The organism is Chondromyces apiculatus DSM 436, from assembly GCF_000601485.1.
GTDB lineage: Bacteria > Myxococcota_A > Polyangia > Polyangiales > Polyangiaceae > Chondromyces > Chondromyces apiculatus.
Window position 1 is genome coordinate 285,469 of record NZ_ASRX01000006.1, and the last position, 13,397, is coordinate 298,865.

General features: G+C 71.7%; 11 protein-coding genes and 1 pseudogene. 5 read left to right on the plus strand and 7 right to left on the minus strand.

The genetic code is table 11. The features are described from left to right. The first annotated feature begins 101 nt into the window (after positions 1–101). Positions 102–1,784 (plus strand): serine/threonine-protein kinase, encoded by a 1,683-nt coding sequence (locus tag CAP_RS05670; RefSeq protein ID WP_044236808.1) that lies wholly within the window; start codon positions 102–104, stop codon positions 1,782–1,784. Positions 1,785–1,809: 25 nt separating this feature from the next. Here CAP_RS05670 and CAP_RS05675 read toward each other — a convergent pair whose 3' ends face one another. Then, complete coding sequence (locus tag CAP_RS05675) at positions 1,810–2,859, minus strand: hypothetical protein (protein ID WP_231511138.1); 1,050 nt, start codon at positions 2,857–2,859, stop codon at positions 1,810–1,812. A gap of 342 nt (positions 2,860–3,201) precedes the next feature. Between CAP_RS05675 and CAP_RS05680 the strand changes: the two genes are divergently transcribed. Further along, complete coding sequence (locus CAP_RS05680) at positions 3,202–3,462, plus strand: GlsB/YeaQ/YmgE family stress response membrane protein (protein WP_044236810.1); 261 nt, start codon at positions 3,202–3,204, stop codon at positions 3,460–3,462. A 201-nt stretch (positions 3,463–3,663) separates the two neighbouring features. Here CAP_RS05680 and CAP_RS05685 read toward each other — a convergent pair whose 3' ends face one another. After that, entirely contained in the window at positions 3,664–5,148 is a 1,485-nt protein-coding gene (locus CAP_RS05685; RefSeq protein ID WP_231511139.1) for a serine/threonine-protein kinase, read from the minus strand. Between the two features lie 195 nt (positions 5,149–5,343). After that, complete coding sequence (locus CAP_RS05690; RefSeq protein WP_063748643.1) at positions 5,344–7,002, minus strand: flippase; 1,659 nt, start codon at positions 7,000–7,002, stop codon at positions 5,344–5,346. Positions 7,003–7,240: 238 nt separating this feature from the next. Here CAP_RS05690 and CAP_RS05695 point away from each other — a divergent pair, with 238 nt between their 5' ends. Beyond that, positions 7,241–7,900 carry a hypothetical protein gene (locus CAP_RS05695; protein ID WP_044236812.1) on the plus strand — a complete coding sequence of 220 codons (660 nt, stop codon included), beginning with the start codon at positions 7,241–7,243 and terminating at the stop codon, positions 7,898–7,900. Between the two features lie 5 nt (positions 7,901–7,905). On the opposite strand, the gene ligD is transcribed toward CAP_RS05695, so the two are convergent. Both ligD and wrbA read right to left on the minus strand, forming a co-directional pair. After that, on the minus strand, positions 7,906–9,270 hold the full coding sequence (gene ligD, locus CAP_RS05700) for a non-homologous end-joining DNA ligase (protein WP_081864603.1): 1,365 nt from the start codon (positions 9,268–9,270) through the stop codon (positions 7,906–7,908). Positions 9,271–9,444: 174 nt separating this feature from the next. After that, positions 9,445–10,059, minus strand: a complete 615-nt coding sequence (wrbA, locus tag CAP_RS05705) for an NAD(P)H:quinone oxidoreductase (RefSeq protein WP_044236814.1) — start codon at positions 10,057–10,059, stop codon at positions 9,445–9,447. Between the two features lie 97 nt (positions 10,060–10,156). Here wrbA and CAP_RS05710 point away from each other — a divergent pair, with 97 nt between their 5' ends. Both CAP_RS05710 and CAP_RS05715 read left to right on the plus strand, forming a co-directional pair. Then, entirely contained in the window at positions 10,157–11,473 is a 1,317-nt protein-coding gene (locus tag CAP_RS05710) for a hydroxyacid-oxoacid transhydrogenase (protein WP_044236815.1), read from the plus strand. Positions 11,474–11,484: 11 nt separating this feature from the next. Beyond that, positions 11,485–12,030 (plus strand): acyl-CoA thioesterase, encoded by a 546-nt coding sequence (locus CAP_RS05715; RefSeq protein WP_231511140.1) that lies wholly within the window; start codon positions 11,485–11,487, stop codon positions 12,028–12,030. A 36-nt stretch (positions 12,031–12,066) separates the two neighbouring features. On the opposite strand, the gene CAP_RS43795 is transcribed toward CAP_RS05715, so the two are convergent. Together CAP_RS43795 and CAP_RS51910 are read right to left on the minus strand one after the other, a co-directional pair. Then, entirely contained in the window at positions 12,067–12,999 is a 933-nt protein-coding gene (locus CAP_RS43795) for an SMI1/KNR4 family protein (protein ID WP_052374247.1), read from the minus strand. Between the two features lie 107 nt (positions 13,000–13,106). Then, a pseudogene (locus CAP_RS51910) lies at positions 13,107–13,397 on the minus strand (hypothetical protein); the annotation flags it as partial.

A 13,397-nucleotide genomic window follows, 5' to 3' on the forward strand; every position in this document is an offset into this window, starting at 1 on the left:
GCCCCCGGGGTCCCTCCCTGGCGCCCTTGGCCGTAGGAAGGCCCCGAGGGTGCATGGTACGCTCACACCGTGCTTCCTCTATCGAGTCGAGGGCCCTCCTGGTGAGCCACGCTCCTGGCGAGATCATCGACGGGAAGTACCGCATCGTGCGCCTGCTCGGGCAGGGCGGGATGGGCGAGGTTTACGAGGGCGAGAACGTCCGCATCCGTCGCCGCGTCGCCATCAAGGTCCTGCACGCGAGCGTGTCGGCGCAGGACGAGTCGGTCACCCGGTTCGAGCGCGAGGCCCAGGCCGCCGCCCGCATCGGCTCGGACCACATCTGCGAGGTGCTCGACCTCGGCGCGCTCCCCGACGGCGCCCGCTACATGGTCATGGAGTTCATGGATGGCGAGACCCTCGGCGCGCGGCTCAAGCGCGTGGGGAGGCTGCCTCCGGAGCGCCTCGTCCCCCTCGTCACCCAGGTGCTCGACGGCCTCGGCGCCGCCCATGCAGCCGGCATCGTCCACCGCGACCTCAAGCCCGATAACGTCTTCATCCTGCAGCAGAAGGCGGGCCTCGCGGACTTCGTCAAGATCCTCGACTTCGGCGTCTCGAAGTTCTCGCAGGCCGGCGACGAACTCAACGTCACCCGCGCTGGCTCCGTCGTGGGGACCCCGTATTACATGTCACCCGAGCAAGCGCGCGGCATGGTCGTCGACCACCGCAGCGACCTCTACGCGCTCGGCGTGGTGCTCTACCAGGCGGTGACCGGCCAGGTCCCCTTCCAGGCGAACACCTTCAACGAGCTGCTCTTCAAGATCGTCGGCGATCCGGCGCCGCCCCCGCAGCACTACATCCCCGACATCGACCCCGCCTTCGCCGCCCTCGTCCAGCGCGCCATGGCGCGGGACGTCGCGCACCGCTACCAGACCTGCGCCGAGCTGAAGGACGCGCTGCTCGCCTGGGCTGCCGCGCGCCCCGCCCTCGCCACGGGCGCTCCCCTCTTGCAGGCCGCCATCACCCAGCGCCCACAAACCCAGGCCCTCGCGGCGACGCCCATGCCGTTCGCCCACACTCCCGGCCACACGCCAGCGCCGGGGCAACTCGGCGCCCAGGGCTACGGCTCCTCACCGCAGCACCCCGGCATGCCGTACGCCACGCCCGCGCCCGGCAACATCAGCTCCCCTCACCTCACGCCTGGCAACGTCAGCTCCCCCTTCCTCCCGCAGCCCGTGCTCGGCCTCACCCCGAGCCCCGGCGCGGCACCGCAGCCCGGCGCTTCCGGCAGTGGCTGGGGCAATGCCTCGACCCCGGCCGGCGCCCCCGTGCCGCAGACGTCGAGCACCTGGGCCGAAGCGTCGACCAGCACGACGCCGCGCAAGCCTTCGCGCGGCCTGGCCATCGCGCTCGCTGGCCTCGCTGGCCTCGTGATCACGGGCGGCGTGACGTCCTTCCTGATGCTCAGCGGGCGCACGACGAGCACACCCACCGGCGCCGCGCCCAGCGCCAGCGCCACGCTCACCGTGCCCGCCACCGCCTCGCCCCTCCCCCCGACCACCGGGGCCCCCAGCATCGCTCCGGTCGACACCGCAGCCCCCACCGCGAGCGCGCTCGCCACCGCAGCGCCCTCCACGAGCGCCGCGCCGACCGCCACGCCCTCCACCTCTCCTCCCCTCCCCTACGCGCCCCCGAGCACGCCCTCCACCGGGCGCCTCCCGCCCCCGAGCACGGCGAAGCCCTCGCAGCAGCCCACCGCGACGACGCCCAAGCCCAAGCCAGGCGGCGCCGCAGATCCTGGGTACTGACGCCCGCTCCGTTCCTGAAGGGCCCTCAAAACGCGCCGCGCACGCCGCCACCACCCGGCGTCACGTAGGGCATCACCCAGCCCTGCTGCGCATCCTTCGGCTTCGATCCCAGCCCGATCACGGCCAGCGTCACCCCACCCGCCAGCAGCACACCGCCTCCGATCAGGCCGATCACCCCGATCGTCTTCTGCGACGCCGCGTCCTTGTCGAGCTGGGTGATCTCCCCCTGCTGCGACGACGTGCAGCCCGCGGGCTGGCAAGCCGTGAACTGATCATCGGCATCGCCCTGCGTCCCGCCCCCGATGACGGTGAACGCCACCCCCACCCCCAGCCCGGCCAGCCCCAGCGCGCCCGCGCCGATCCCCACCCACGTCAGCGCGCTCCCCCCCTTGCTGCTGCCCGTGTCGGGACCTCCCCCGGGCGGCCCCCCTGCGTCGCCCTTTCCGGGCTCCCTCCCCGCACCTGCCGGACCGTCCGAGGGCGCGGCCGCTTCCGGGATCACCAGCGTCAGCTCCTTTTTCTCTCCATCTTCCAGGGTGAGCGGCTGCTCCACGGGAGACAGACCCGGCGGGTGTGCCGACACCCGATGCTGTCCGGGGTCGAGAGGACGGTACACACCGACCAGCGCCTCGGGCACCTCGTGGTCGTCGATCTTGACCGGCACCTTGCGCCCGCCCGCGCCTTGCAGCGTCACCTTGACCGCACCGATGCGCGGCTCGATGGCAGCGAGTTCCTCCCGGGCCGTATCCTGCGCCCCCTTGAAGGCACTGCTCGCCGTGGCCGCCAGCTCTTCGCGGGTGACCTTCAGGTACGTCTCCTTGGCCTCCACGAGCCGGCCGAGCTTCGCCTGAGCGCGCGCGACCAGGAGCAGGTGGGTGGGCGCGTGCACCAGCGCCTCGGCACGGCCTGCGAGATCGATCGCCTCGGCGTACTTGCCGGCCGACAGCGCCTCGCTCGCCTGCGACCACAGTGACCGCGCCGCAGCCTTGTCCTGATCCGACTGAGCGCTGGCAGCGCCCGCCGACATCATCAGCGACAGCATCAACGCCGCAGGAGCGAACCATCTCGAGCCCACACGTGCCTCCTTCAGGCGACCGTACCATAGCCGTCAGGAGCGGAACCATCCCACTGACTTTGCAGGGTCCTCCTGCTTCCGGCGTGAGCCTCGCACGCTCGGACCTCCCGATCCGTGCCGCGCTGTGTCTTTCGCGCCCAGCTTGCCTCGCCTCCGCGTCGCTCCCGCGCATACGCACGCCGCTGCGTCCACATTCTCAGTGCAGCCGGACACCCTGCCTGTCCGAGGGGTGCGCGAGCCACCCATCCAAGCTCGGCACAGGGTCTGCAATGCCCTCGCTCGAACGGATTGCCGAGCAACGCGCTCGCGGCACCTCCCGCAGCCGACTCGGGGGAGAGAACCATGTACATTCTGATGTGGATCGTGTTCGGTCTGGTCGTTGGCGTCATCGCGAAGCTGCTGACCCCTGGCCGTGAACCTGGTGGCTTCATCCTGACCACCCTGCTCGGCGTCGGCGGTGCCGTCGTCGGTGGCTTCCTCGGCCGCGTGATCGGGCTCTACCCGACGTACCAGTCGACAGGCGGCTTCTTCATGTCGATCCTCGGCGCGGTGATCATCCTGGCGATCTACAACGCCGTCACCAGCCGCAAGTCGCTGCGCTGAAGCTCACGGTGCGAGAGCGAGGCTGCCCTGCGCAGCCTCGACGCCTCGACACGCACAAACAAGAACCGCGGGGTGTGGCGAAGGGAGGGAGCGCCACTCACCCCGCATTCTCATTTTGTCCTGCGTAGTACTGCGGTACTGCGTACCCTGGAGCAGGGGCCTGTCGGCCCCTACGCTCCCAGTGGTCGGTACTACAGTACGTTAGCGGCGCCAGCGGCGCCTGCTGAAGGCACCTGCGGTCACGGCGAGGGCAGTCACCAGCATTCCTGGCGCCCACCACCATGACGATGCGCGGCGTACCGCATCTGCGTGCAGCACGCAGGCCCGCACGGTGGGTTGATCCCTGTCGGGTGCGGTGGCGGCTGGCGGCACCGAGGCGCGCGGACGCCCCGACACCCTGGCGCCACCTGAGACCCGCGACACACGCGGAGCCTCCCTCATGGCTTCCCGCACCATCCCCGCGAGCGTCCGGCCAGCATCGCGGTCTCTGCCCTCCTCCATGTCGAGGGAGACGAGCACCTCGGCCAGGGCTTGCTCCATCTCGGCGGCGTTCGCGAAGCGCTGGTGAGGCTCGGGTGCCAGCGCCCGCCGGACCACCCCTTCAAGCAGCACCGGGCATCCTGGCCGCAGCGTCGACAGTGACGGCACCTGCATCAGCAGCGCTGCCCGCATCAGCTCGTCGCAGTCGCGCCCTCGGAAGAGCCGCTTGCACGTCACCAGCTCGAACAGCAACACGCCCACTGCGAACAGATCCGTACGCGCGTCGACTGGCTTTCCGAGGAGCTGCTCTGGCGCCAGGTAGCCCGGCGTCCCTTTCACCAGGCCCGAGCTTCCGGCGCGCCGCGCGCCTGACGCCACGCCCTCCCCCTCCTCGTCCGTCTTCTGCGACGTGCCTGTCGAGGGCGACGATCCCACCCCTGAGCTCGACGACGCGGGGCTCGACGACCACGGACTCGACGACGCGGGGCTCGACGACGCGGGGCTCGACGACCACGGACTCGACGACCACGGACTCGACGACCACGGGCTCGACGATGGCCCCGACCCTGGTGCCACCTCGTGCTCCTCGCAGAGCCCCGTCGCCTTCGCCACACCGAAGTCTGTCAGCTTCACCTCGCCCTCGATGGACAGGAGCACGTTGCGTGGGCTCACGTCTCGGTGCACGAGCCCGAGGGGCTGCCCCTCTTCGCCCACCAGCGCGTGGGCTTGCCCCAGACCTCGCAGGAGCGAGATCGCGATCGTGAGCACCAGCCGCAGCGGGAGCGGCTGCCCCTGCGACGCCCGGAAGCGCATCAGCGCCGACAGGGTGCATCCCTCCACGTGCTCCAGCACCAGGTGGTCGCGCCCCTCGTGGTTCACCACATCGAGGAACCGCACCACGTTCGGGTGCCTCAGCCGCGACGCGATCCATGCCTCGGCCAGGAAGCCTTGCACCGCTTCCGGGTCTGCCTGCATTTCCGGGAGCAGACGCTTGATCACCACCGGCTGAACGATGCCGCCGGGGGCCACCCGCCGCGCCAGGAACAGCTCGGCCATCCCCCCGGTCGCCAGCCGCGAGACCACCTCGTAGTGGCCGGCGCCTACTGGCAGCGTCTCGCAGCCCGACCTGCGACACGACGCAGGCGCCACTGCCGCGCGCAGAGGCGTCCTGAGCCCCGCGTCCCGTCGAGGCAGCCACCTCTGCAACCGGTCTCCCGCGCCTCGTGCTTCATGACCCTCACGCCCCTTACGACCACGGAGCCCAAATTCTCGCGACATTTGCGAGACCCCGTCACGATCACCAAGTGTGCCATCACGATGGACGGAGTGTTCCACGTGTGGGATGAGAGAAAGCTGCGCGCTGCCGTGGCGTGGGGGCCGTGCACTGGGCTCGCCGCGCTCCTACGTCGTCGAGGCTGCAGGGCGCGGGCGAACGCTGGATGGAGACAATGTCTCACGTTCCATGTTCTCGGCAGAGGGCCTTGCCCGTCGCGTCTCCTGCGTGGGCCCTCCGCCCGACGAGGACCGGGACGACAGCTTCGAGATCTCTTCCGGCGTCAACGGCGGCGGCGGCACGCTCTCCGTCCCGCGCCCGGCCAGGGACCGCGGCGGCACGCTCGCGGGGCTCCCTCCCTGCACCGGCTGCGGCGGCAGGCTCGCGGGCGGCTGCCGCCGCAGGAGCAAGCGCAGATCGTCGAGCGACACCGCCCGCAGTGCCAGCGCGAGCCCCGCGTACGACGCCGTGCCCACCGCGATCGCGATCCACATCCCCCCGATCATCCGCGCCCCGTAGGCAGCGACCGTCATCAGCGCCGTGGCCAGCACCATCGCCAGGATCTGCCGCACCGGCACGAGCCGCACCCAGCGCCACGATTGCCACACGCACCCTGCCAGGGTGAGCGTGGTCGCCGACATCGCCCCGTAGGCCGACCCCTTCGCCCCCCAGATCGGGATCAGCGCCACGTCGACGACGACGTTCACCACCAGCGCCCCGAACAGGATCTTCACCAGCATCCCCTCGCGGCGCGCTGCCAGCAGCGGCAGCGACGCCACCTGGAACGCGAACGCCAGCGGCACCTGCATCATCAGCAGCGGCAGCACCCCCGCCGCGGGCGCGTAGCCAGCGCGCGACCCGTAGACCAGATCGATGACATCCGGAGCGAGCAGCGTCGTCCCCGCCGCGAGTGGCAGGCCGAGGAGCAGCGCCGCCACCATGCAGTTCTTGTAGAGCTCCCCGAACCCCCGCTGATCGTTGGTGTGAAGCCGCACCGCCGCCGCGAACGCCGCCCCCAGGAACACGTCCGGCAGGAGGCGGAACTGCTCGCTCAGCACCCACGCCGCGCTGTACAGGCCCACCTCCCGCTCGTTGGCCAGCGCGTTGAGGAGCACCCGATCCGCCTGCTGCAGCGCCATGAGCAGCGCCCCGACGAGGCCGATGGGCACCGCGAGCCGCGCGATGCGCAAAAGCTCCTTCACCCCCAGGCGCAGCACCGGGCGGTAGAAGTGGGCCCGGAGGAAGTACCAGCTCAGCACGCACTGCAGCACGTTGCCGAACGCCAGCGCCACGGCCGCCGCGATGACGCCCCCGCCGAGCGCGAGCAGGCCCATCGCCAGGGCGATCACGAACAGGCGCGCGGCCAGCTCCGAGTAGGCGATGAACTTGAGGCGCTCGTGCGCCTCGAAGGCCAGGTAGATCGTGGTGTAGAGCAGCGTCGCCACCTGCGACGCCGCCGCGATCGCGATGAGCACCGCGCCGAGCGACGACGTCATGAAGCACGCCACGATCGCCGTCACCGCGAGCAGCAACGCCCCCATCCCGCCCCGGATGGCGAGCGCCGAGCCCACGTGCTCCGCCCCGAGATCGGGCCGCACCGCCACCTCGCGCGCGAGGTAACCGCGCACGCCGATCCCGGCGACCACCGCGATCATGCCGGTGACGGCGAGCGACGCCTGAAGCTCGCCCCAGACCGAGACGCCGAGCTTCCGGGCCAGGTAGCCCACGAAGGCCAGGCTGATCAGGGCCGTGAGGACCTGCTTGCCGACCATCAGGGCCGTGTTCATGGCGACTCGTTGACCTGCGCGCATCCGTCCCCTTTCGATGCTCGGCGTCAGAGACCGGATGCGATGGGCTGATCGCCACACGCAGGATCGGTTTTCCGCGTCTTCACGCCCGTCCCGGGTGTGCTCATGCGCTCCAGCCCGCTTCCAGCCCGCCTGAGGAATTCCACACCCCTTTCTGTCGATCCGGGTGGAAAGCGCTTTCTGTCCATGTCGAGGCGCGCTAGCTTACCTCTCAGGTATGCGGTCCTCGCACCCCGGCTCTTCGTCTCCCGAGACGAGTTCTCCGGAGCCTGCAGGATCTCCCTCCACGCCTTCGCCGCTGCAGAGCGCCCAGACGCCCCCCCAGAACGACGTGCTATCGACCCACCCACCCCCGCGCCCCCGCAGGACGCCCTCGACGACCACCCTGCTGTCGCCAGCCGCGTTCCCGCGCGGTCTTGAGCAGTCCTCGCCGGCCGAGGGCGCGTCCGCACAGCCCGCGCGCACAAGTGCCACCCGCGAGCACCGCCTCCCGCACGGCGGCTTCGAGCTCATCGCGCCCAGCAATGGCGTCCTCGTGCTCCGCACCTGGGGACACTTCGACATGGAGCTGAGCGAGAGGGCGGTGGCCATGGTCGAACCCCGCCTCAGCATGACTTCCCGCTGTTTCACCCTCTTCCTCGACCTGAACGAGCTGGACAGCTACGACACCCCCGCCCGCGTCCGCCTCACGGCCTGGCTCCAGAGCTTGCGCCAGCGCACGGACGCCATCCACGTCTCCACCCGCTCCCGCCTCGTCTCCATGGGCGTCGCCGTCGCCAACCTCGCGCTCGAAGGCGCGCTCCTCCGCTACGGCCCTGACAACCGCGCCCGCTACGACGCCGCCCTCCAGCAGGCAACGCACCGGAAGAGCGCCTGACCCGCTCAGCGCGTCTTCCTCCCTCTCTTCGCCCTCACCACCGCCGCCTTCCCCGCCGCTCCCTGCGCTGACGCCTTCGTCACGCGCGCCCTCGTGGCCGTGTGCGCCTCCCCCGTCTTCTCCGCCCCCTTCGCCGACGCGCGCCTCGTCCGCGCCTTCACCACCGAGGTCACCGCCTGCGCCGTCGCTGCGGCCTTCCCTCTCGGCGGCACCACCGGCACCTCGCGCACCACCTCTCGCGCCGGCTTGTCCTCCCGCAGCCCCTGGAAAGACGGATGCCGCATCTGCCCGCCCTCGGTCCACTCCGTGAACTCCACCTCGGCCACCAGCACCGGCTCCACCCAGTGCATCCGCCGCCCCCCGCGCGACGGCACCCGCTCCACGAACGGCGACGCCTCGCGCTCCAGCGGCTCGAGCTGCTTCCTCAGGGCCCGCAGCACCTCCCCCGTGAACCCCGTCCCCACCCCGCCCGCAAAGTGCAGCGCGCCTTGCGCATCGTGCACCCCGCACAGCAGCGACCCGAGGCCCACCCGCCCCGCTTCCGGATCGGTGAACCCTCCGATCACCACCTCCTGCCGCTTCGAGCACTTCGACTTCTGCCAGTCCCCACCGCGCCCGGACCGGTACGGCGCGTCGATGCGCTTCGACACCACGCCTTCCAGCCCCAGGCGACACGCCTGGCGCCGCACCTCTTCCCCGAGCCCCTCCAGGTGATCGCACAGCACCACCCGGCTCCCCTTGCGCGCCCCTTCCAGCGTCGCCCCCAGCGCTGCCTTGCGCTCCTCGAGCGGCGCCCCCATCAGGTCGCGCCCATCCAGGTGGAGCAGATCGAACGCGAAGTAGCGCATCCGCGCCTCCGGGCCGCCCTTCAGCGCCCCCTGCAGTGCCTGGAACGACGTCCGCCCGTCCTCCAGCACCACCGCCACCTCGCCGTCGAGCAGCGCCGTCTCCACCGGCAGCGCCGCCACCGCCGCCGCGATGGCCGGGAACTGCGCGGTCCAGTCGCGCCCACTCCGGCTCAGGAGCCGCGCCGATCCCCGCTCCACCCGCGCCAGGATCCGGTAGCCGTCGATCTTGATCTCGTGCACCCACCCCGGCCCTGCCGGCGGGTGCGACACCAGCGTCGCGAGCTGCGGCGCGACCCACGCCGGCAGCGACGCCTTCCCGCGGCCCTTCTCCTTCCCCTTCTCCTTCCCCTCTGGCCCATTCCCTTTGGGTGGGGCGCGCTTGCCCGACGATTTTTTCGCCGCTGCCGCTGCCGCCGCCGCGGCCGCCGCTGCCGCCGCTGCTGCCCTTCCCTTCGCCGCGACCGTTTTCGCTGCGGGAGCAGACCGCTTCTTCGAGAGCCTGGGTGCTTTACGAGCTTCCATGCCGTTCTTCCACCCCATCCGTGGTGGCGAGATCGGCAACCGTCAATGCATGGACACAATGCACCCCAGGCCGCTGGCGGCACGTTCAGGGCGCCCCCTGATCAACGTCAGGCAGCGCCTAACCGACGATGGACTTGACGGAGCGCCCGAGCGCGCCCCTGTGAGGCGGGACGCTCAGCCTGCCGCGAGCTTCTTCGCGATCTGGGCGACGTACTTCCCCTGGAACCGCGCCCCGGCCAGCTCGTTCTCCGACGGCTGCCGCTCCCCCTTGCCGCCCGCGATGGTGCTCGCACCGTACGGTGAGCAGCCGGTCACCTCGTCGAGCCGCATCTGCCCCTGGAAAGCGTACGGCAGCCCCGCGATCACCATCCCGTGGTGGAGCAGCGTGGTGTGGAAGCTCAGGATCGTCGCCTCCTGACCTCCGTGCTGCGTCGCCGTCGACGCGAACACGCTCCCCACCTTGCCCACGAGCGCCCCCTTCGCCCAGAGCTGCCCCGTCGCGTCGAGGAACTGCTGCATCTGGCCGCACATGTTCCCGTACCGCGTCGGCGTCCCGAACACGATCGCGTCGTAGTCCGCAAGCTCGTCCGCCGTCGCCACCGGCACGTGCGCGAACGCCTTCTGCGCGTCCGCCGCGTGCATCTTCTCCAGCACCTCTTGCGGGAGCGTCTCCGGCACCCGCTTCAGCACCACCTCGGCCCCCTCCACCTCGCGCGCGCCCTCGGCCACGGCCTCCGCCATGCGGTGCACGTGTCCATACATCGAGTAGTAAACGACCAGGATCTTCATCCCCGCGAACGTACCCCAACCCCATCGCCGGGAAAAACCTGCTGCAGCGCCTCCCGCTCCCTCGCGCACCCCGAACGAAGGGCGCTACCTTGTCCCCGTGGGTTCCTGCCTCGGCTACGCCTTGCTCGACGGCTGCGACGCCGCCTTCTCCATCGACGCCTCCAGCGTCACCTTCGGACGCGGCGCCCTCTCCGAGATCGGAGAGCACGCCCGCGCCCTCGGCGCCCGCCGCGTCGCCCTCTTCACCGACCGCACCCTCGCCGCCCTCCCTCCCGTGGACACGGCGCGCCGCGCCCTCCTCGCTGCTGGCCTCGACGTCGCCGTCTACGACGACGTCCGCGTCGAGCCCACCGACGCCTCCTTCCTCGACGCCGCCGCCTTCGCCCGCGAGGGCGGCTTCGACACCTACGTCTCCGTCGGCGGCGGCTCCGTCATCGACACCTGCAAGGCCGCCCTCCTCTACGCCACCTACCCGGCCGACCTCGCCGCCTACGTCAACCGCCCCCTCGGCGAAGGCCGCCCCGTCCCGGGCCCCCTTCCCCCGCACCTCGCCTGCCCCACCACCACCGGCACCGGCAGCGAGTGCACCGGCATCGCCATCTTCGACTTCCGCGCCCACCACGCCAAGACCGGCATCGCCTCCCGCGCCCTCCGCCCCACCCTCGCCCTCGTCGACCCCACCGCCGCGGCCTCCCTCCCTGCCGGCGTCGTCGCTGCCAGTGGCTTCGACGTCCTCAGCCACGCTCTTGAGTCCTTCACCGCCCGCCCCTTCAGCGCCCGCGCCCGCCCCGACTCCCCCCGCGCCCGCCCCATGAGCCAGGGCCGCAACCCCTGGAGCGATCTCGGCTGCCGCGAAGCCCTCCGCCTCACGGGCCGCTACCTTGTCCGCGCCGCGCGCGACGCCGCCGACACCGAGGCCCGCGACGCCATGGCCTGGGCGGCCACCCTCGCCGGCATTGCCTTCGGCAACGCGGGCGTCCACCTCCCCCACGCCATGTCCTACGCCCTCTCCGGCCTCCGCCACGACTTCCACATGCCCGGCTACCCGGCCCCCTTCGTCCCCCACGGCGTCGCCGTCATCCTCGGCGCCCCCGCCGCCTTCCGCGCCCTCGCCGCCACCGACCCTGCCCGCCACCTCGAAGCCGCCACCCTCCTCGGCGCCGACCCCGCGGACCTGCGCGCTTCCGCTGCGGATCCCCGCGCCATCGGCGACCTCCTCGCCGATCACCTCGCGCGCATGATGCAGGACGCCGGCCTCCCCAACGGCGCGTCTGCCGTCGGCTACGGCGAGCCCGACCTCCGCGACCTCGCCGCGGGCACCCTCGCCCAGGCCCGCCTCATCGACAACGCCCCTCGCCCCATCGCCGAGGACGAGCTGACCGCCCTCTTCCGCAGCGCCCTCACCTGCTGGTGAGCCTGGCCCCGATGCATCTCATGACCGACCCTGCCACGCCCGCGACCGACCCTGCCACGCCCGCGACCGACCCTGCCACGCCCGCGACCGACCCTGCCACGCCCGCGACCGACGCCTCCGCCCCCCGGCGCGACCACTACCCGCACCGCGTCGTCGTCCCCACCCGCTGGCTGGACAACGACGTCTACGGCCACGTCAACAACGTCGTCTACTACGCGTACTTCGACGCCATCATCAACCGCTACCTCATCACCGAGGGCGGCCTCGACATCGCCACGGGCCCGATCATCGGCCTCGTCGTCGAGTCTCACTGCCGCTTCCGCCGCCCCCTCACCTTCCCCGAGGACATCGACGCCGGCCTCCGCATCGGCAAGCTGGGCCGCACCAGCGTCCGCTACGAGCTCGCCCTCTTCTCCCAGGGCGAGCCCGACGCTGCCGCCGAGGGCTGGGTCGTCCACGTCTTCGTCGACCGCCAGACCCGCAGGCCGGCGCCCCTCCCCGACCCGATCCGCGCCGCCCTCACCCGCCTCGTCGCTCTCGCCCCGCCGCAACCGTGACCCGCCGCCATCCGCGCGACCTGCGCGCGACGCGCATCACCAGGCATCGAGCAGCGCTGCCAGCTCCTCGTCGGTGACGAAGATCTCCTCGATCCCCGCCTGCTTCTCCATCCAGGCGCACACCGCCGCGGCCTTCTTCTCCGCGCTCCCCCGCCTCGCCAGCAGCTTCCCCAGCCCTGCCGCGAGCGCCTCCCGATCGGCGGGCTCCGCGAGCACCAGGAGTTCCTTCTGGAGCAGCAGATCGATCAGCCTTGCGCCCTCCTCGTCCACCGCGCTCACCGCCGGCGCCACCTCTTCTTCCTGGCGCGGCCGGATCGCCCATCCCTCCGTGTCGACCCCCTCCTCACGGAGGTTTTCCAGCCGCTCCGGCGGGTAGAGCCCCTCCAGGTGACCCTGAGGGTCCTCGATCGCCACGATCGTGCCCTGTTCGAGCCCATTGGCCAGGGCCCCGAGCCATGCCCCGAACCCCGTCGCGATCACCTCCCGGTGCTCGTGATCGTGCAGGTAGCGCAGGACCTGCCCCCGCGTGCCCCCCTCTGCCGGGCTCAGGTCCACGCACAGGTGATCCCCTGCCCCGTTGCCGGCGACCGGAATCCACCCCCGCGTCCACCACGTCGGCACGAGCGGCCCTACCACCGACCCCGGGGTCAGCTCCCCGTGCGGGAAAACCCCGTCCTCCGCGAAGCCCCGCATCATCGTCCACGTACCGAGGATCATCGCCGGCGGGTGCAGCTCCCACTCCCCGGACAGCGCCCTCGTGCTCCCCGCGTGCCGCTTCAGCGACGCGCGCAGATCCTCTGGCAACGACGCCCCGATCTCGCGCTCGATGCGCCCGAGCCCCTCCTCGCCCACCCCCGGCAGGAGCGACGCCAGCACCTCGGGCGCCCGCTGCCCGAGCCACCGCTCGATCCGCGCCCACGTCGCCTCGATCGCCTCGCCCCCCGTGCTCCCGTCCTTCACCGCGCCCATCGCGCCACCCTCGCGCATCCCGGGCGCGAAGAACAGGCGGGAGCGCCGCGCGGCCTCGCCCCAGGCCGGGAGCGTGAGCCGTGCGGCAGCCCTGATCGCCGTCGGCGTTACGGCGAGACCGTGAGGTTGTAGGTCATGTCGATCGTGAACGGCCCGTAGGTCACGTGGGTCAGGGTCGCGGTGACGTGGAGCGTGTGCTCCCCGGGTGACAGCGGCTTGAGCATCGCCCAGTACCCGGTGCTCGTCGTCGGCCGCAGCGACCCCACCGGGATCCCGCACGCATTCGCCCCCACCGGCCCGCTCGGCGCCGGGAAGAGCTGCTCCGACGGCACCGCCGACTGCCGGTCCCAGAAGACTCCCGTGTACGCCTCGTGGTCCTCGATGTCCGGCACGCTCAC

Bases quoted from the DNA above. Each gene is read 5' to 3' on its own strand.
- CAP_RS05680 (WP_044236810.1), top strand. From the start codon at position 3,202: ATGTACATTCTGATGTGGATCGTGTTCGGTCTGGTCGTTGGCGTCATC.
- CAP_RS05690 (WP_063748643.1), bottom strand. From the start codon at position 7,002: ATGAACACGGCCCTGATGGTCGGCAAGCAGGTCCTCACGGCCCTGATC.
- CAP_RS05695 (WP_044236812.1), top strand. From the start codon at position 7,241: ATGCGGTCCTCGCACCCCGGCTCTTCGTCTCCCGAGACGAGTTCTCCG.
- ligD (WP_081864603.1), bottom strand. From the start codon at position 9,270: ATGGAAGCTCGTAAAGCACCCAGGCTCTCGAAGAAGCGGTCTGCTCCC.
- wrbA (WP_044236814.1), bottom strand. From the start codon at position 10,059: ATGAAGATCCTGGTCGTTTACTACTCGATGTATGGACACGTGCACCGC.
- CAP_RS05715 (WP_231511140.1), top strand. From the start codon at position 11,485: ATGCATCTCATGACCGACCCTGCCACGCCCGCGACCGACCCTGCCACG.
- CAP_RS43795 (WP_052374247.1), bottom strand. From the start codon at position 12,999: ATGGGCGCGGTGAAGGACGGGAGCACGGGGGGCGAGGCGATCGAGGCG.